Here is an 18,695-nt window from a genome sequence, read left to right on the forward strand (position 1 = left end):
GTGCCTATACTCTTAAATAGGTTTCTGGGGGCGGATGATGAGCGGGCTAAGCGACGGCATTGGCACAGTGATCGAGGGCGGGCTGCTAGGTCAAGCTGCAGAGCCAGTCTCCGGCGAGACCCACGACCACGCCGCCGGGCCGCGCGTTTGCGCCAACTGCCAAACCCCGTTTTCCGGCCACTATTGCCCTGAATGCGGTCAGAAAGCGCACCTCCACCGCAGCCTTGGCGCAATCGGGCATGATATCATGCACGGCGTGCTGCACCTAGACGGCAAGCTGTGGGAAACGCTGCCGCTGCTGGCCTTCAAGCCGGGCGATCTGACCCGCCGCTATATCGCCGGCGAGCGCGCCAAGTTCGTCAGCCCGATGTCGATGTTCCTCTTCACTGTCTTTGCGATGTTCGCAATTTTCCAGATGGTTGGCGTCACTGCACCTACGGATTTTGGTAAAGGCTTCATCGATGGCGCTACCGGCGCATCCGAGTTCCAGACCAATATCCAGGGCCAGATCACCGCGCTGGAACAGGAACGTGATGAGCCTGCCACGGACGATCCGCGCCGTGATGCTATTGACGGAGAGCTGAAGGCGCTGCGGCGGATTCTAACCAATACCGGCGATACCGAAAACATCGGCTTGGCCAAGACTGGGATTGGATTTCTGGACGATGGCATCATCGCCAAATGGCAAAAAAACCCCAGCCTCATGCTGTATAAGTTGCAGTCCAACGGGTACAAATTCAGTTGGCTGCTGATCCCGCTATTCCTTCCGTTCCTGTGGCTGATGTTCGCATGGCGGCGGCAGTTCAAGGCATACGACCACGCGGTCTTCATCACCTATTCGCTCAGCTTCATGTCGCTGCTGTTTATTGTCATGTCGATCATGGTGATGGTTCCAAGCGGGGCGGAATGGGCGGCCTTGCTGTTCATCGTAGCCGCGCCGGTGCACCTCGATAAGCAGTTGCGCTACGCATACGGCCTCAGCCGTTTTTCTGCTATTTGGCGGTTCTGCGCCCTGCTGGTCTGCACGCAGATTGCCGTGACCTTGTTCCTGATGGCCCTGGGCGTCCTGGGCGCGTTCTGAACCCAGGGATAGAGCCCTCGGACGAACATGAAAACGGGGCGCCGGAATTTCTTCTGGCGCCCCGTTTTTAAATCACGCACTTTTCGAGTGTGTCAGGCGCCCTGCGGGGCTTCATCACCCTTGCCAAAACGCTTGCCCGCCTTGGGTATGGTCGAGCCGCGAACCTGCGTCGGGACAGTGACACCGCGCGGCGCATCCGGACGGTCAATCTTGCCGTTTTCAAGCAGTGACTTGATCTCCTCACCAGTCAGTGTCTCGTATTCAAGCAAGGCTTGGGCAAGAAGATGGAGCTGGTCCTCGTTAGTCTTGAGGATATCGGTCGCACGCTGATGCGCACCTTCGACCAAGCCTTTGATCTCACTGTCGATCAGCTGATTGGTTTCGCCCGAACGGAAGGTCCGCTGCGCTGCCCCCATGCCGAGGTAACCATCAGACTGCTCTTCATACTGAAGTGGGCCAAGCTTTTCCGACATACCCCATTGGGTTACCATGCTGCGCGCCAGATTGGTGGCATACTGGATATCCGAGGAAGCACCGGAGCTGACCTTGTCGTGACCGAAGATGATCTCTTCTGCCACACGCCCACCCATACTGACCGAGAGGTTCGCATGCATCTTGTCGCGGTGGTAGGAATAGCTGTCGCGTTCCGGCAAGCGCATTACCATGCCCAGTGCACGGCCGCGGGGGATGATGGTGGCCTTGTGGATCGGATCCGAAGCTGCCTCAAACACTGAGACGATCGCGTGACCGGCTTCGTGATAGGCGGTCATCTTCTTCTCGTCATCGGTCATGACCATGCTGCGACGCTCTGCGCCCATCATGACCTTGTCCTTGGCGTCTTCGAACTCCTGCATCGCCACCAACCGCTTGTTGCGACGGGCTGCAAGCAGCGCTGCCTCATTGACAAGGTTGGCAAGATCGGCGCCCGAAAAACCCGGTGTGCCACGCGCAATCACGCGGGGATTGACGTCGGGCGCCAACGGCACCTTCTTCATGTGTACGCCAAGGATCTTCTCGCGCCCGTCAATATCGGGGATCGGCACCACGACCTGCCGGTCAAAGCGGCCCGGACGCAGCAGCGCCGGATCGAGCACGTCAGGACGGTTGGTTGCCGCAATGATGATGATGCCTTCGTTGGCTTCGAACCCATCCATTTCCACCAGAAGCTGGTTCAACGTCTGTTCGCGCTCATCATTGGAATTGCCAAGGCCATTGCCACGCGAGCGACCGACGGCGTCGATTTCATCGATGAAAACGATGCACGGCGCGTTCTTCTTGGCCTGTTCAAACATGTCGCGGACGCGGCTGGCGCCGACACCAACAAACATTTCGACGAAGTCCGAACCCGAGATGGTGAAGAACGGCACGCCCGCTTCACCTGCAATCGCGCGGGCCAGCAAAGTCTTACCCGTGCCAGGTGAGCCGACCAGCAGTGCGCCCTTGGGGATCTGACCACCAAGCTTCGAGAACCGCTGCGGATCGCGCAGAAATTCAACGATTTCCTGCAGCTCTTCGCGGGCTTCATCAATACCGGCAACGTCATCAAACGTCACCTTGCCCGAGCGTTCAGTCAGCAACTTTGCCTTGGACTTGCCAAAACCCATCGCCCCGCCAGCGCCGCCGCCCTTTTGGACCTGACGCAGGGCGAAGAAAGCAATGCCCAGGATCAGCAGGAAAGGAAGGGAATTGAGCAGGATGAACAACAGCACATTCTGGCCTTCGCGCTGCTTGCCGGTGAAGCGCACGTCGTTATCTTCCATCAACTTGGTGATTTCGGCATCGTTGGGCACCGGAACGGTGCTGAACGATTCGCCATTCTTAAGCGTGCCGGTGATCAGTTCCGCACCCATCTGCACGTCCTGCACCTCACCTTCGGCAACGGCAGCACGGAAATCGGAATAGCGGATCGCGGGGCCAGTGGTCTGGCCTGCGTTGCTGAACATAGTTACCACAAGAAGCAGGGCGAGAAAGATCCCACCCCAGATCATCAGCTGTTTGACCCACGGATTGGGGCCATCGCTTTGCGGCTGGGGATCGTTTTGCTGACTCATTACAGGGGATTCCTTTCGTCAGTGAACAATGTAGGACACGCGCGGTGAATGGCAAGATAATGCGCCGCTTTGCGCGTCATGCTAATTTTCGAACAGCGTGATGCGAATTATCGATCCATTGGCTGAGGCGGCGGCGCGTTGCCGTAAGCGGCAAGAAACATATCGACCGCTCCCCGAATGCGCTGATCGCGTTGCTCGGGGGTGACGATGACCCCGAACCGACGTTCAAGATCGCCCATGCCCTTGCACAGTGACACGAATTGTTCGGCCGCCAGCATCGGATCAGGAATTGTCAGTTCGCCAGCATCCACTGCATGGCTAAGGTAGGCGGCAAAGCCGTGCTTCATACGCCACGGCCCCGCCTCGAGAAACGCCGCTCCGATGGCTGGCTCCGCTTCAGTTTCAGCGGCGATCCTGCGTTCAAACTGGATCATCTCGGGCCGGAACAGGAAAGCAAACATCGCCTGCCCGATTGCGGTCAGACGTTCGCCGATCGGCCCTGCGGATGCATGCTCGATCGAGAAGTGTCCGCGCATCTTTTCACATTCAAACGCCACCGCAGCTGCAAATAAAGCGCGCTTGTCGCCAAACTGGTTGTAGATCGTGACCTTTGACACACCTGCGTCGGCAGCAACCTGTTCAATCGCGGTCGCCGCATAGCCGTGATGAAAGAAATGGTGCGCCGCCGCATCGACAATTGCAGCGCGCTTTGATGCGTCCAGCGGACGCCCGACTTTACGACGAGCGGATTTTTTTTCGGGTTCAGATGAACCGCAGATTGACAAGTTGAACGGCTCCGTTCAGTTAAACGATACCGTTCACTAATGCACCTGCCCGCCCGTTTTCGCAACCCTGTCTGCTGATAAAGGTTCCTGCTCACGTGCTTTGGATCGCCATCAGGATGCTCACCGGAGACGCCCAGAAATTCTATGGGCTGTTGTTCGGCATCGGGTTTTCAACTCTGCTTATCACCCAGCAAATGACGATTTTCGTCAACCTCGTCGAACGCGGGGCCAGTGGCGTCTACAACGCACCCGAGGCCGAAGTGTGGGTGATGGACCCGGTCAGCCGGACCACCGATGTCAGCTACGCGATGCCGGGCACTGCGCTTGATCGGGTGCGATCGGTGCGCGGGGTCGAATGGGCCGTGCCGCATCTGCGCGCGCAGGCCAATGTCCGCACCAAGGATGGCGATCTAGAGGGTGTCGGGATCGTCGGAGTCGACGATGCTACGCTGATAGGCATGCCGGAACGCATGACAAACGGTGACAAATCCGTGCTGTTCGCGCCCGACAGCGTCGTGATCGACGATGTCGGTACCACGCGCCTGTTCTCCAACGGGGCGAGCGCGATTGGCGAGCGGCTGGAGCTTAACGATCAACGCGCCGTGATCCGCGGTATTGCCGATTCCATCCCCAGCTTCACGAGCACCGTGGTGCTCTACACCCGCTACTCCAGCGCGCTGAACTTCGTGCCGGGTACCCGCAATCGGCTGAGCTTCGTGCTGGTCGGCGTGAGCGAGGGGCAAACCGCCCAAGAAGTCGCCGCGCGGATCGAAGCGGAAACCGGCCTGAAGGCGGAAACCCGAGAGGAATTTTCACAAGCCGGGGTCAATTTCATCATCGAAAACACCGGCATCCCAACCAATTTCGGCATTACCGTGTTTCTTGGCTTCGTTGTCGGCATTGCCATTGTCGGCCTGACCTTCAGCCTGTTTCTGCGTGACAACATCAAGCAGTTCGGCGCCCTGAAGGCGATCGGCGTCACCAATGCCAAAATCGTGCAGATGGTCGGTGCACAAGCCGGGATGGTTGGTCTGATCGGCTATGCGCTCGGCGTGATCGGCACCGTCGTTTTCATCAAGGGGTTCAGCGCCAATCCGTTCTTCAAGGGCTTTTATATCCCCTGGCAGATCCCGCTGATCAGCTTGATTGCCGTGGTCATCATCCTTGCCATTACCGGCTTGATCGCGATCCGCAGCGTGCTCAAGACCGAACCGGCATCGGTGTTCCGGTGAGCGATAGCATGACCATAGACACGACAGTCGTTGAAACCAACGCGCCCGATGCCGCGATCCTCGCGCGCGGAATCACCCGCGATTTCGAGGCTGGTCAGACCACCATCCGCGTGCTCCACGGCATTGATACCGAGATCCGCTCGGGCGAGATGACTTATGTCGTGGGTGAAAGCGGATCGGGCAAGACGACGCTGATCTCCATCATGTGCGGCATCCTCTGGCCGACCGAGGGCGAGGTGAAGGTGTTTGGCACCGACATTTACAAGCTATCGGACACAGAACTTGTCAACTTCCGGCTGCAAAACATCGGCTTCATCTTCCAGCAGTACAACCTGATCCCATCGATCGACGTTGCCTCCAACGCTGCCGTGCCGTTGATCGCGCAAGGGATGCGACGCGACGAGGCCCGCGAACGCGCCAAGGTGCTGCTCGACAAGCTCAATATCGGCGACCAGGCGGACAAGCTGCCGCGCCAGCTTTCAGGCGGACAACAGCAGCGCGTCGCCATCGCGAGAGCCTTGGTGCACGAACCGCGGCTGGTGGTGTGTGATGAGCCTACGGCCGCGCTGGACGCAAGTTCGGGCCGCCGCGTGATGGATCTGCTTCGCGAAGTTGCCGTTGCGCCGGACCGCGCCTGCATCATCGTCACTCACGACAACCGCATCTTCGATCTGGCTGACCGCATCATCGTGCTGGAAGACGGGCGCATCACGCATGACGGCAAGGAAATGCCCGATGATCATTGATGCCGCCATGAACGCTGTTTCCCTCTCCTCCCTCAATCCGCCGAGGACGCCATGTTCCGCAATCTAAGCTTTGCCCGCCAGATCCTGCCGATTATCGCGCTCATCGGTCTTGCCATCGGTGCCTGGCTGATTTTCGGCGGCCAGCCTGACCGATCTTTGGCTGAGCCGACTGAGCAGCCGCCAAAAGCCGTGGGCAAACTCGCCAACCAACCGCGCGTGGCAGGCGCAGGTGTCGTGGAACCGGCGAGCGAGGTGATCGACATCGGTTCGGCCTTGTCGGGCCTGGTGACCGATGTTCGCGTGCGCCCTGGCGAGCGGGTGGCCAAGGGTCAGGTGCTGTTCTTCGTCGATGCCCGCGCTGCCCGTGCCAGCCTCGATCAGGCCAATGCCGCGATCAACGAAGCGCGCGCCTCCATTGCCGAGGCGAACGCTGCGCAAAAGACTGCGCGCCAGCAACTCGCCTTATACCGCGATCTTGCCGATCCTGCCGCAGTCAGCCGCTCCGAAATCATCAGAGCCGAGGGCGAGGAAGCCGCTGCGGCCAGCCGTCTCGGCCTTGCGCGTGCGCGGCTGGCCGGCTCGCAAGCGGCTGCAGCTACCGCCCGCACCGAAATCGAGCGCCTGACCGTTCGCGCGCCGATTTCGGGCGAGATTCTCGCCGTGAACATCCGTCCAGGCGAATTCGTCGCCACACAGGGTGGCAGCAGCCAGCCGTTCATTCAGATGGGCGAGACCAACCCGCTCCACGTGCGCGTCGATATTGATGAAAACGAAGTCGCGCGCGTCGCTTTGGGCGAACCGGCGGTCATCAGCCCACGCGGTGCAGCCGAGCTTCATGTCAACGCAACCTTCGTGCGCGCCGAACCATTGGTGGTGCCCAAGCGATCGCTGACCAACAGCGCGGCCGAGCGCGTCGATGTGCGCGTGCTGCAGTTGATCTACGCTCTGCCCCCTTCGGATGCCTTCCGCGTCGGCCAGCAGATCGATGCCTTTATCCCTGCCAAGCCCGGTGCTGCAGCCACCCAGTCTCCAACCACGCCTGCCAAGCCGGAGAACTGAGGCGATGCGCCGCCTGCCCCCTTCCCTCGCCGTGGCGCTGCTGCCGCTGACGCTTGCCGCCTGCATGGCGAACCCTGCGCCCGAGATCGCGACACCGGCGCCGGAGCTGCCGCGTACGTTCTTCTTTGCGCCCGATGGGAGCATCGGAGCCGAACTTTCAGCTTTGATGCCCGCCGACGATCCGGCCTGGCGTACGCTGTCCGAGGCAGCGATCGCCAACGGACCGAGCCTTGCCGAAGCGGTGGCGCGGATTGACAGCGCGCGCGCCGGCGCCCGCCGCGCCGGGGCTGAGCGTTTGCCTAACATCGCCGCTGATGGCGATGTTAGGCGCAACCGCATCAACACCGCGCAGTTCGGACAGGCGGGGCAGCAAGGTTTCATCCCGGCCGAACAGACCTCGTATGGCGCGAACATCATCGCCAGCTGGGATCCGGACATCTTCGGCGGCCTGAAAGCGCAGGAACGCGCAGCGATAGCCCGGATCGACGCCGCGAGCGCGCAAGCGCAGGGCGTGCGGCTGAGCCTGCTGTCCGAAATCGCCGCCAGTATCACCGATTGGCGCGTGCTCGATGCCCGCGCCGCCGCGATTGAGGCTGATGCCGCCGCCGCACGCCAACTCGCCGGGCTGGCCAAGGTTCGCGAAGATGCGGGCATTGCTCCGGGTTTTGACCGTGTCCGTGCCGACGCGACCGCGAGTTCATCCGCTGTGCGCCTTGCCGCGCTGGAAAGCGAGCGCGCGCGTCTGATCGGGCGGCTGGTCACGTTGACCGCGCAGGACGGCGCCAGTGTCCGCGCCGCGCTCGCAAACCCTGCGCCAGCTTTGGCTCCGGCCCCCGCGCCAGCGGCCGTGCCGTCTGAGTTGTTGGCCAACCGGCCCGATGTGGCAGCCGCTGCTGCCAATCTCGCCGCAAGCGATGCCGATCTGGCCGCCGCCGCGCGGGCGCGTTTCCCGCGCATTACGCTGAGCGCCGTGATCGGCCTGCTCGCCTTCGATCCCGAAGATTTCTTCGACGAAGACTCTTTGGTCGGCACGCTGGCCGCCGGGATCGCCGGACCACTGCTGGATTTCGGGCGCGTGGAAGCGGGGATTGACGCCGCCGCCGCTGACAAGCGCGCAGCCTTTGCCGCCTATCGCGGCGCAGTATTTCAAGCGCTGGGCGATGCCGAGGCCGCGTACGGCGTGGTTGCCGCTGCCGACACCGAAGCGCAGCTTTCCGTCAGTGAACGCGATCAGCTCATCCGCGCCGCAAGCCTGGCCGATACACGCTACCGCGCCGGGCTCGCCAGTTTCCTCGAAGTGCTCGAAGCCCGCCGTGCCGCCGATGCCAGCGGTGAACGGACCGCCGCCGCGCTGGGCCGGGCGCAGCGTGCGCGGATCGTGTTGTGGCAGGCCTTGGGCGGTGAGGTGATGGCCTCAGCCGCGCCGCCGAATTAACGCAGACCGTTCACATCGGCACACGACCTCGTCCCGCTGGTTCCACATTTCGTGGACCCAGGTGACGATCCCGGCGTCCGGGCGAGATTGGCTTTCGCGCAACGCCTTGACCTGCGAGGTGGCGCGCAGGGTATCACCGATAAACACCGGCTTGGGCGTCACCACCTTATCGAAGCCCAGATTGGCGACCAGCGTGCCGAGCGTTGTGTCCCCCACCGATAGCCCGACCAGCAGGCTGAACGTGAAGGTGGAGTTTACCAGGATCTGCCCAAACCCGCTCGCCTTGGCCGCTTCGACATCCAGATGGAGCGGCTGCGGGTTGTGGGTCATCGTCGAAAACAACAGATTGTCGGTCTCGGTCACGGTGCGGCGGATTTCGTGTTCGATCTGCTCGCCAATCACCCACGCATCGAAAAACTTTCCCGCCATTATGCGGCTCCCTGCCAACGGGCGACCACGTCTGCGCCATCATCTTCGCTTGATCGGATAGCGCCAGGCGTGCGGCTGAAACGCGGCGCAGGCGCGGTGTGCCAGATCCCGTCATACTCCACATAGGCGCAGCGCGCCTTCATGTGCGGGTGATCGCGCACGTCCTCGATGCCGAGCACCGGGGCGAAACAGGCATCAGTGCCTTCCAGCAATTCGCACCACTCGGCCTGCGTTCTGGTAACAAACAAGGCCGCGAGCTTCTCGGCATAATCGTCCCAATTGGCCGGGATCATCTGACCTTGCGCCAGTTCCTCTGGTGCGCCGATGCGCTGAAGCAACTCAGCATAAAACTGCGGCTCGATCGCGCCCACCGAAACTTCTTTGCCATCGGCGCACGTGAAGCAGCGGTAGAAATGCGCCGCCCCGCCGAGCATCCCCTTGCCGCGCTCGGTTGAAAGGTGCGGCACCTGCCGCGCCCCGAAGAAGAAGCTCATCAGGCTGGTTGCTCCGTCCACGATCGCGGCATCGACCACCTGCCCCTTGCCCGATTTTTCGCGTTCATACAGCGCCGCCATGATCCCAAAGGCACAATACATCGACCCGCCGCCGAAATCCCCGACGAGGTTTTGCGGTGGCGTCGCTGTCTCGCCCGGCTTTCCGACCGCTGCCAGCGCTCCGGTGATGGCAATGTAATTGATATCGTGCCCAGCCGCTTGCGCCAGCGGGCCGTCCTGCCCCCATCCGGTCATGCGCGCATAGACGAGACGCGGATTGGCTTCGAGCAAAACGTCCGGCCCCAGCCCCAGCCGCTCCATGACGCCGGGGCGAAAGCCTTCGATCAGCACGTCGGCGCTAGCGGCTGCGGCGCGGACCTGCGCCTTGCCCTCATCGCTCTTGAGATCTAGCGCCAGCCGGTGCCGCGCGCGTTCCACCACGGGGTTGCCCGGCGCTGCGCCGGGCCGATCGATCCGCACCACGTCCGCGCCCAGATCGGCCAGCAGCATGGCAACGTGCGGCCCGGGCCCGATACCGCTGAATTCGAGCACGCGAAGACCGGCGAGCGGCCCGGTTGGTAGGTTCATGAATACCTCATTTTTGCAGACAAGCAGGCTATGGCTCGTGGCTATGTTGCCGCCCTTGATCTTGTCTTCAGCTTCCTCACCCGGCGACTTTGCGCAAGTTTGCAGGCGACGCAACACGAAAGCCCGATATTAGCCAACCCGCTAACCGTCAGTGCCGTCGGACGGGATCGCACAAGATTGCGCCCGAGGCCATTCAATGCCCCACGCTCTCCCCGCGTTCGAGCCCTGACAACGCGAGCTGATCGTCGATTTGTGCGAGCAGGCGGTCAAGGCCTTCAGGTGTTGCGCTTTCGGCGCGGGCGACCAGCACGTCCTGCGTGTTCGATGCGCGCAGCAGCCACCAGCCATCAGCGGTGTTGACCCGCACGCCGTCGGTCGCATTGACGCTGTGGACGCCCGGGCCGGGGTTGGTGGTCAGACGCCCGACAATCTCGGCCATCGCGGCAAACTTGCGGCTTTCATCCACCTGAAACCGCAGCTCGGGCGTGTTGCGCATCGCCGGGATCACATCTCGCAATTGCGTTACCGAACGGCCCAGCCGTGCCGAGGCCGCCAGCAGCCGGACGCCCGCATAGAAAGCATCGTCAAAGCCGTAGTAATCATCGGCAAAAAACACGTGCCCGCTCATCTCGCCCGCCAGTGGGGCGCCAGTTTCCTTCATTTTGGACTTGATCAGCGAATGGCCGGTCTTCCACATCAGCGGCTGTCCGCCCAGCTGCGCCACCCGGTCAAACAGCGCCTGACTTGCCTTCACATCGGCAATAACCGTCGCATTCGGGTGGGTTTTCAGCACATCCTCGGCATAGATCATCAGCAGCTGATCGCCCCAGATCACCCGGCCCGTGCCGTCAATCGCGCCGATCCGATCGCCATCACCATCGAAAGCCACTCCGAAATCGAGGTTCTTCGCCGCGACGAGGCTGCGCAAATCGGCAAGGTTGGCCTCTACAGTGGGATCAGGATGGTGGTTGGGAAAATGTCCGTCAACGTCGGTAAACAGCAAATGATGTTCCCCCGGCAACCGGGCCGCCAGCGCTTCGAGCGCGGGGCCGGCCGCGCCGTTCCCGGCGTCCCAGCCGACCCGCAGGCCATCGAGCTTGGCGGGATCGATCCCGGCGAGGCCTTCGAGCAAGCGCTCGATATACGCGCTCATGACGTCGCGCGTGATCACTTCGCCCACTCCGCTGGCGAAAGCCCCGTCTGCTGCCAGTTCCCCGAGCTTCTGGATATCGGCGCCGAAGAACGGGCGCCCCAGAAATACCATTTTGAAGCCATTGTAATTGGGGGGATTGTGGCTGCCAGTTATCTGAATGCCGCCATCCACCTCTTGCGCTGACGCTTCGGCATAATACAGCATCGGGGTCGCGCTGAGGCCGATCCGCACGACATCACACCCGCTTGCGGCCAACCCCTCGACCAGTGCGTGCTCAAGCATTGGCGAACTCACCCGCCCATCATACCCCACCGCCACGGTCTGCCCGCCCGCTTGGCGCAGCAATGTTCCGAACGCCCGCCCAATCGCCCGTGCATCATCGGCGCCCAACGTCTCCCCGATGATCCCGCGAATGTCATATTCGCGCAGCACAGTCGGGTGAAAATGATGAGACATTGTGAGATCGCTTTCCAATTTTTTCAGTCAACCCCGGATCGCCGCAGGCCTTATGCTATGGCTTATGCTGCGATCTCGGAGGCGTCCAGCACGTGAACGAGAGACCGCCCTGGCCAGTGCCTGTGTGTCATCGCCACTGCAATTCCTATTGTGGGGACGTGTCAGCCTAAAGACATGCTTGCGGCCAGCACGCTCTAAGGCCCCCGGCATTTCGCGTTTCGCCGCTATGCTTTTTAAGCTTTGCATTCTCGAACTGGTCTTCTGTCACCGCGATGCTAATACCCTGCGCCTCTATGTGAAGGGATAATCGAGTGACCGCGATCCATCCGGTAATCCTGTGCGGCGGCAGCGGTACACGGCTTTGGCCGGTCAGCCGCAAAGCGATACCAAAGCCGTTCCTGCCGTTGGTGAGCGAGGAAACCCTGTTCGAGCAAGCCTTGCGCCGGGTGGCGCAGGATGATCGCTTTGCTGCGCCCATCATTGTTGCGGGCGCAGCGCATGCCGATCTGGTGATGGCGCAACTGGGCCATATTCCGGGTGCGCGACTGGTGATCGAGCCGGCCGCGAAAAACACAGCCCCCGCGATTGCTCTGGCCGCAGCGCTGCTCCCTCGTGATGCGGTAATGCTGGTTTGCCCGAGCGACCACCATATTGCCGACAGCACTGCTTTTCGCGCGGCCGCATTGGCCGCGACCGCGCTTGCCCGCGAGGACTACCTCGTATCCTTCGGAATTGCCGCAGATCGGCCCGAAACAGGATACGGGTATTTACGGCGCGGAGAGCCGCTGGCGGGTGGCTTTGCCATCCGGGAGTTCGTCGAAAAGCCCGACCGGGTCCGGGCCGAGGCCTATCTTGCCAGCGGGGAATATAGCTGGAACGGTGGCATCTTCGCTTTCCGGACCGGGCATCTGCTCAATCAGCTTGCAACCTTTCGGCCCGACATGGCGCGCCTGGTCGCCGAATCGGTTGCCGGAGGCCACAGCGATGGCGCCCGCTTTTACCCTGCCCCCTCGCCTTTCGTTCAGATTGTTGGAGATTCGATCGATTATGCGGTGATGGAAAACACCCGCCGCGCCGCGATGGTCCCCGCTGACATGGGATGGTCGGATATTGGCAGCTGGGCGGCCCTTGCCGACGCATTGGCAGACCAAGCCGACGCGGCTGGAAATATCGTGCGCGGGCATGCCGATCTGGCAGAATGCCACAACGTCCTTGTGGTAAGCGATGGCCCGCGTGTCTCCGCAGTGGGCTTGGAAGACATCTGCATCGTGGTTTCGGGTGAAGATGTGCTCATCACCACACGTGACGGCGCCCAAGCGGTGGGTAAGCTTCCACGGGCCGTCAATCAGTGACCGTCCGCCGCATTCCGACCCGGATGGTCGAAAAGGTCTGGGGGCGCGACCGGCTTCCCGCCCCTTTCATCGCCCCGCCAGGCCACAGGATCGGCGAGATCTGGTTCGAGCCCCCGGCCGAAGTCCCGCAGGTGCTGGTCAAATACCTGTTCACCTCGGAAAAGCTGTCGGTTCAGGTCCATCCTTCCGATGCCACCGCGCTTGCAGGCGAGGCTGGAAAGGAAGAATGCTGGCTGGTGATTGATGCCGAGCCGGAGTCGTGTCTGGCGATCGGTTTCAACCGCGAAGTTACGCGGGCCGAGATCGCGGCCGCAGCAAAAGACGGCACGATTGAAGCCCTGCTTGCGTGGCACCCGGCAAAGGCGGGCGATCTGTTCTATCTGCCCGCTGGCACCGTCCACGCGATTGGCCCCGGTCTTGCGCTGGTGGAAGTGCAACAGACCAGCGATACCACCTTCCGCCTGTACGACTATGGCCGCCCGCGCGAACTGCATTTCGACCGCGCCCTCGCGGTGGCGGCGGGCGTACCCTACGCCAGCGAGAACCGCCGGAACATTGCCGAAGGGACCGTCCTGATCGATGGCCCACATTTCCGGCTGGACAGGATCGAAGGGGCGCCCCGTGCGGCCACTGCTACTGCCTATCCGGGCGCATTGCTGGCGTTGCCGCTGGTTGGCACCGTCAGCGCCAAGGACGGATCGGCGCAAGCCAGCGCAGGCGATTGCCTGGTGGCGAGCGAGATCGCCGCACTTGATTTCAGCTTGGCCGAAGTCACCTTGCTCACTCGCGCCGCCTGAGCGCGACCAGTGAAATCCTGCCTTGGCGCTGCAAAGGCAAAGTTGCTTGAGAACAGGCACGCAGGCTTTACCTGCACACCATGCGCAATCTGACCCATCTCGAACGGCTAGAGGCCGAAAGCATCCATATTTTCCGCGAAGTCGTGGCCGAGGCGGAAAATCCGGTCATGCTGTATTCCGTGGGCAAGGATTCGTCGGTGATGCTGCATCTGGCGCGCAAGGCGTTCTATCCTGCGCCCCCGCCCTTCCCGATGTTGCATGTTGCAAGCGGTTGGGATTTTACCGATTTGCTCGCCCACCGCGACAAAACCGTGCGCGAATATGGGCTTAAGCTGATTATCGCCCAGAACGACGACGCCGAGGCGCAGGGGATCAATCCCTTCGACACCGGCAGCGCGCTCTACAGCCAGGCCCAGCTGACCGATCCCCTGAAACGCGCGCTGACCGAACATGGTTTCGACGCGGCCTTTGGCGGGGGACGACGCGATGAGGAGAAGGCGCGGGCGAAAGAACGCATCTTCAGCTTCCGCAGCGCCGCGCATCGGTGGGATCCAAAAAACCAGCGCCCGGAATTGTGGAACCTCTACAATGCCAAGAAAGCCAAGGGCGAAAGCATCCGCATCTTTCCGATCTCGAATTGGACCGAGCTTGACATCTGGCAATATATCGCGCTGGAAAATATTGACATTGTGCCGCTCTATTTCTCGAAACCGCGCCCCACGGTGAAGCGTGACGGTCTTATCCTCGTCGTGGATGATCACCGCTTCCGGCTGAAACCGGGCGAGGCACCGGTGACACGCTCCGTCCGCTTCCGCACGCTGGGCTGCTACCCGCTGACCGGCGCGACGGTGAGCGATGCCACGCAGATGAACGACATTATCCAGGAAATGCTGCTCGCCACCGGTTCGGAACGGCAGGGCCGCGCGATCGACAAGGGGCAGTCGGCGAGCATGGAAGACAAAAAGGCGGAGGGGTACTTCTGATGAACACGCCCTCCAGCTTCCAGACCCCCCCCTCTTTTCAAGCCGATGCCCTGATCGCCGAGGATATCGACGCCTATCTCGATGCGCACCAGCACAAGAGCCTGCTGCGCTTTATCACCTGCGGCAGCGTGGATGACGGCAAGTCGACCTTGATCGGGCGGCTATTATACGATTCCAAGATGATCTTTGAAGACCAGCTTGCGGCGTTGGAAAGCGACAGTGCCAAGCACGGGACGCAAGGCGAGGAGATCGATTTCGCGCTGTTGGTCGATGGTCTGGCCGCCGAACGCGAGCAAGGCATTACGATTGATGTTGCCTACCGGTTCTTCACCACGGAAAAGCGCAAGTTCATCGTCGCGGATACGCCGGGGCATGAACAATATACCCGCAACATGGTGACCGGCGCCTCGACCGCCGACCTCGCCGTGATCCTGATCGATGCGAGGAAGGGCGTGCTGCAACAGACGCGGCGGCATTCCTACCTCGTCCACCTGCTCGGCATCCGTCACGTGGTGCTGGCGGTGAACAAGATGGATCTGGTAGGCTACGATCAGGCAACCTTTGATGCAATCGTGGCCGATTATCGCGGTTTTGCAGACGGTATCGGCATCACCGATTTCACTGCAATTCCGATTTCTGGGTTCAAAGGCGACAACATTACCGCCCTGTCGGACAATACACCGTGGTATTCTGGCTCGGCGCTGATTGCGCATCTCGAAACGGTCGAGGTTGATGCCGCTGCTGCGCAAGGCGCTTCGTTCCGGATGCCTGTGCAATGGGTCAACCGCCCCAATCTCGATTTCCGCGGCTTTGCAGGCCAGATTGCCAGCGGCGTGGTGCGGCCTGGCGATGCGGTGCGAATCGTGCCTTCAGGCAAGACCAGCACGGTGAGGGCAATCTCGACCTTTGATGGGGACTTGGACGAAGCCGTCGCAGGCCAGTCTGTCACCCTTACCCTTGCCGACGAAGTCGATTGCAGCCGCGGCGATCTGATCGCGGCTGCTGGCGATCCGCCGCAGGCCTCGGACCAGTTCTGCGCAACTTTTGTGTGGATGGACGAAGAGGCGCTGAAGCCTGGCCGTGGTTATTGGTTGAAAATCGGCAGCCAGATCGTCACCGCCACGGTTCAGCCACCCAAATTCGAAATCGACGTGAACAGCCTCGAACATCTGGCTGCCAAGACGCTGGGCCTCAACGCCATTGGCGTGGCCGAATTTGCCACTGACAAGCCGATCGTGTTCGAACCCTACGCGGCCAGCCGCCAGCTGGGCGGGTTTATCCTGATCGACAAGTTCACCAACGCCACCGTGGCGGCCGGGATGATCGAATTCTCCCTCCGCCGTGCCGACAACGTCCATTGGCAACCCACCGAAATCACCCGCGCCGATCACGCCGGCATGAAGAACCAGACTGCGCGGGTGCTGTGGTTCACCGGCCTTTCGGGCAGCGGCAAATCGACCATCGCCAACGCTGTCGAAAAGCAGCTTTTCGTGATGAACCGCCACACCTTCCTGCTGGATGGGGACAATGTCCGGCACGGCCTCAACCGCGATCTGGGCTTTACCGAGGCCGACCGGATCGAGAATATCCGCCGCGTGGGCGAAGTTGCCCGGCTGATGGCGGATGCCGGGCTGATCGTGCTCACCGCCTTCATCTCGCCGTTTCGCGCCGAACGACAGATGGTGCGCGAGATGCTCGAACCGGGTGAGTTCGTGGAAATCTTCGTCGACACGCCGCTCGATGTGGCTGAGGCCCGCGATGTGAAGGGCTTGTACAAGAAGGCGCGTTCCGGCCAGCTCAAGAACTTCACCGGGATCGACAGCCCGTATGAACCGCCCGAGGCCCCGGAAATCCGCGTCAACACTGTCGACATGACGCCCGATGAGGCGGCGCGCTACATTATCCAGCAGATCCTGCCGCTCAAATGAGCCCTGCCGATCTCGACGATGCGGCTCTGGCAGCGCATCTGGCCGCCAAAGCTGGACGGTTGGCGCGTGCGGTGCGCGCAGAGTCGGGCCTGACCGGCAAAGCGTTGGGCGATGCGGGCGACGCTGCGGCCAACCGGCTACTATGTGACGCGCTGCGCGCGGCGCGGCCTGCGGACGGGCTGTTATCCGAAGAGGAAAAAGACGATACCCGCCGCTGCACTCAAAGCCGGGTGTGGATCGTCGATCCGGTCGATGGTACTCGCGAATATGGTGAAGCACGTGCCGATTGGGCGGTGCATGTCGCGCTTGCGGTGGACGGTGTTGCCACCATTGGCGCGGTCGCGCTGCCGGATCTTGATGGCGGCATCGTGCTACGCTCCGACCAGCCCAGCGCCTTGCTGCCGATGGCAACGGCCCCGCGCTTTCTCGTCAGCCGCAGCCGCCCCGCGCCCGAGGCGCACGCGGTGGCCAAAGCGCTTGGAGGCGCGTTGGTGCCGATGGGCAGCGCCGGAGCCAAGGCGATGGCTGTCGTCCGAGGCGAGGCCGAGGTGTACCTCCATTCCGGCGGCCAGCACGAATGGGATAGCTGCGCGCCCGTGGCGGTGGCGCTTGCGCATGGCCTGCATTGTTCGCGCATCGACGCAAGCCCGCTGATCTACAATCAGGCCGACACCTACATGCCGGACCTCCTCATCTGCCGAGCCGAATGGGCTGATCGCGTCCTTGCAGAGGTAGCAAATCTGCAGCGTTGACCCCGCCAGCGTCCGGGTGGGGCAGACTGGCTATTGTGCATTGCAACATCATAGGGCGCTTGCTAGGCGTCAAGTGGGACTGAAGGTCGCATCTTTTAGGGGATATTCGTGAAAGTTGCCATTTTCGGGCTGGGTTACGTTGGCTCTACGGCCGCAGGTTGTATCGCCAGCCAAGGTCACACAATTATCGGAATCGACGTCAGCGATGCCAAGGTTGCCGCCCTTAACGAAGGGCGCGCGCCGGTTTATGAACCCGGTCTCGATGATCTGATTGCCGCCGCCCATGCCGATGGCCGGATCACCGCCACCACCACTCTCAACAACGAACTCGACGATTGCGACATTGCTATTGTCTGCGTCGGCACACCCAGCGGCGTCGATGGCGCACACAACATGAGCTACATTGCGCAGGTCACCCGCGCGATCGCAGCCGGGTTGAAGCCTGACCGCGCCACTCCGCTAACCCTGGCCTACCGTTCGACGATGCGCCCCGGAAGTTGCGAGAACATCATCTGGCCGATTATCGAGGGCCATCTGGGCGCAGCGGCCAAGACTGCTGTCGAACTGGTCTACAACCCGGAATTCCTGCGTGAAGCCACCGCGATCGAGGATTTCTTCAACCCTCCCAAGATCGTGATCGGCACGCTCGGAGGCAGGTCTTCGGTCAACATGGCAAGGATGAACGAAGGGATCGAAGCGCCCGTGTTCGAAGTCGGCCTGCGCGAGGCCGAGATCACCAAATTCGTCGACAATTCGTGGCACGCGGTGAAGGTCGCTTTCGCCAATGAAATCGGCCGGGTGTGTCAGAACCTCGACATCTCGGCCAAGCAAGTCCACGCGATCTTCAAGAGCGACACCAAATTGAACCTGTCGGCCTATTACACCCGCCCGGGCGGCGCGTTTGGCGGATCATGCCTGCCCAAGGATGTGCGTGCGCTGCAATATATCGCGGCGGATACAGGTTCCGCCACCCATCTGGTGGATGCGCTGATCCGATCCAACGAGGCGCACAAGCACCACCAGTTCCTCGCTGCCACGCAAGGGCTGGAACCGGGAGCCAAAGTGCTGTTGGTCGGCCTCGCCTTCAAGCTGGAAACCGACGATCTGCGCGAAAGCCCGGCGGTCGACATGGCGCGCAAGCTGTTGGAAGCAGGCTTCGATCTCGACATTTACGATCCCAAGGTCGCGCCCGACAATCTGGTGGGTCAGAACCTCGGCTATGCCTATTCGGTGCTGCCGCGCATTGACGGGTTGATGGTGACCAAGGAGGTTGCCGAAAGCGGCGATTATGCGCGCATCATCGCCACCAACCGGCTGATCGACACGCTCAACATTGACACCGCCCGGCTGGTCGACACCAGCGCCATCGCCTGA

The 18,695-nt window shown here is 61.8% G+C and carries 16 protein-coding genes; 11 read left to right on the forward strand and 5 right to left on the reverse strand.

Annotation, left to right across the window (positions count from 1 at the left end):
* Positions 1 to 247: 247 nt before the first annotated feature.
* On the forward strand, positions 248 to 1,081 hold the full coding sequence (locus ACRANW_RS00205) for a DUF3667 domain-containing protein (protein WP_479432584.1): 834 nt from the start codon (positions 248 to 250) through the stop codon (positions 1,079 to 1,081).
* 92 nt (positions 1,082 to 1,173) lie between these two features.
* On the opposite strand, the gene ftsH is transcribed toward ACRANW_RS00205, so the two are convergent.
* Positions 1,174 to 3,132 carry an ATP-dependent zinc metalloprotease FtsH gene (ftsH, locus tag ACRANW_RS00210; RefSeq protein WP_479432585.1) on the reverse strand — a complete coding sequence of 653 codons (1,959 nt, stop codon included), beginning with the start codon at positions 3,130 to 3,132 and terminating at the stop codon, positions 1,174 to 1,176.
* A gap of 107 nt (positions 3,133 to 3,239) precedes the next feature.
* Complete coding sequence (locus ACRANW_RS00215) at positions 3,240 to 3,917, reverse strand: TetR/AcrR family transcriptional regulator (protein ID WP_479432586.1); 678 nt, start codon at positions 3,915 to 3,917, stop codon at positions 3,240 to 3,242.
* A 95-nt stretch (positions 3,918 to 4,012) separates the two neighbouring features.
* On the opposite strand from ACRANW_RS00215, the gene ACRANW_RS00220 reads away from it, so the two are divergent.
* Genes ACRANW_RS00220 through ACRANW_RS00235 form a run of 4 tightly spaced genes read left to right on the forward strand, consistent with a single transcriptional unit; the run spans position 4,013 to position 8,389 of the window.
* Positions 4,013 to 5,149: an ABC transporter permease gene (locus ACRANW_RS00220; RefSeq protein WP_479432587.1), complete on the forward strand. Its 1,137-nt coding sequence runs from the start codon at positions 4,013 to 4,015 to the stop codon at positions 5,147 to 5,149.
* Positions 5,150 to 5,157: 8 nt separating this feature from the next.
* Entirely contained in the window at positions 5,158 to 5,895 is a 738-nt protein-coding gene (locus ACRANW_RS00225; RefSeq protein WP_479432588.1) for an ABC transporter ATP-binding protein, read from the forward strand.
* A gap of 51 nt (positions 5,896 to 5,946) precedes the next feature.
* Complete coding sequence (locus tag ACRANW_RS00230; protein ID WP_479432589.1) at positions 5,947 to 6,954, forward strand: efflux RND transporter periplasmic adaptor subunit; 1,008 nt, start codon at positions 5,947 to 5,949, stop codon at positions 6,952 to 6,954.
* 4 nt (positions 6,955 to 6,958) lie between these two features.
* Positions 6,959 to 8,389 (forward strand): efflux transporter outer membrane subunit, encoded by a 1,431-nt coding sequence (locus ACRANW_RS00235; protein ID WP_479432590.1) that lies wholly within the window; start codon positions 6,959 to 6,961, stop codon positions 8,387 to 8,389.
* On the opposite strand, the gene ACRANW_RS00240 is transcribed toward ACRANW_RS00235, so the two are convergent.
* From ACRANW_RS00240 to pgmG, 3 genes are all read right to left on the reverse strand, one after another.
* On the reverse strand, positions 8,369 to 8,818 hold the full coding sequence (locus ACRANW_RS00240; RefSeq protein WP_479432591.1) for a MaoC family dehydratase: 450 nt from the start codon (positions 8,816 to 8,818) through the stop codon (positions 8,369 to 8,371). The genes ACRANW_RS00235 and ACRANW_RS00240 overlap by 21 nt on opposite strands.
* Complete coding sequence (locus ACRANW_RS00245; RefSeq protein ID WP_479432592.1) at positions 8,818 to 9,900, reverse strand: CaiB/BaiF CoA transferase family protein; 1,083 nt, start codon at positions 9,898 to 9,900, stop codon at positions 8,818 to 8,820. The genes ACRANW_RS00240 and ACRANW_RS00245 overlap by 1 nt, the downstream gene beginning before the upstream one ends.
* A gap of 193 nt (positions 9,901 to 10,093) precedes the next feature.
* Complete coding sequence (gene pgmG / locus ACRANW_RS00250; RefSeq protein WP_479432593.1) at positions 10,094 to 11,509, reverse strand: phosphoglucomutase/phosphomannomutase PgmG; 1,416 nt, start codon at positions 11,507 to 11,509, stop codon at positions 10,094 to 10,096.
* Positions 11,510 to 11,820: 311 nt separating this feature from the next.
* Here pgmG and ACRANW_RS00255 point away from each other — a divergent pair, with 311 nt between their 5' ends.
* The 6 genes from ACRANW_RS00255 (at position 11,821) to ACRANW_RS00280 (ending at position 18,695) form a co-directional block, all read left to right on the forward strand.
* A complete protein-coding gene (locus ACRANW_RS00255) occupies positions 11,821 to 12,861 on the forward strand; it encodes a mannose-1-phosphate guanylyltransferase (protein ID WP_479432594.1) in 1,041 nt (346 codons plus the stop codon).
* Positions 12,862 to 12,884: 23 nt separating this feature from the next.
* A complete protein-coding gene (locus tag ACRANW_RS00260) occupies positions 12,885 to 13,658 on the forward strand; it encodes a class I mannose-6-phosphate isomerase (RefSeq protein ID WP_479433968.1) in 774 nt (257 codons plus the stop codon).
* Positions 13,659 to 13,738: 80 nt separating this feature from the next.
* Positions 13,739 to 14,641, forward strand: coding sequence for a sulfate adenylyltransferase subunit CysD (gene cysD, locus ACRANW_RS00265; protein ID WP_479432595.1), 903 nt, complete (start codon positions 13,739 to 13,741; stop codon positions 14,639 to 14,641).
* A complete protein-coding gene (cysN, locus tag ACRANW_RS00270) occupies positions 14,641 to 16,569 on the forward strand; it encodes a sulfate adenylyltransferase subunit CysN (RefSeq protein ID WP_479432596.1) in 1,929 nt (642 codons plus the stop codon). Before cysD ends, cysN begins: the two co-directional genes overlap by 1 nt.
* Positions 16,566 to 17,321 carry a 3'(2'),5'-bisphosphate nucleotidase CysQ gene (locus ACRANW_RS00275; protein ID WP_479432597.1) on the forward strand — a complete coding sequence of 252 codons (756 nt, stop codon included), beginning with the start codon at positions 16,566 to 16,568 and terminating at the stop codon, positions 17,319 to 17,321. Before cysN ends, ACRANW_RS00275 begins: the two co-directional genes overlap by 4 nt.
* Before the next feature lie 108 nt (positions 17,322 to 17,429).
* Positions 17,430 to 18,695: a nucleotide sugar dehydrogenase gene (locus ACRANW_RS00280; protein ID WP_479432598.1), complete on the forward strand. Its 1,266-nt coding sequence runs from the start codon at positions 17,430 to 17,432 to the stop codon at positions 18,693 to 18,695.

The organism is Erythrobacter sp. 'gip.4 top 5' (assembly GCF_056495765.1).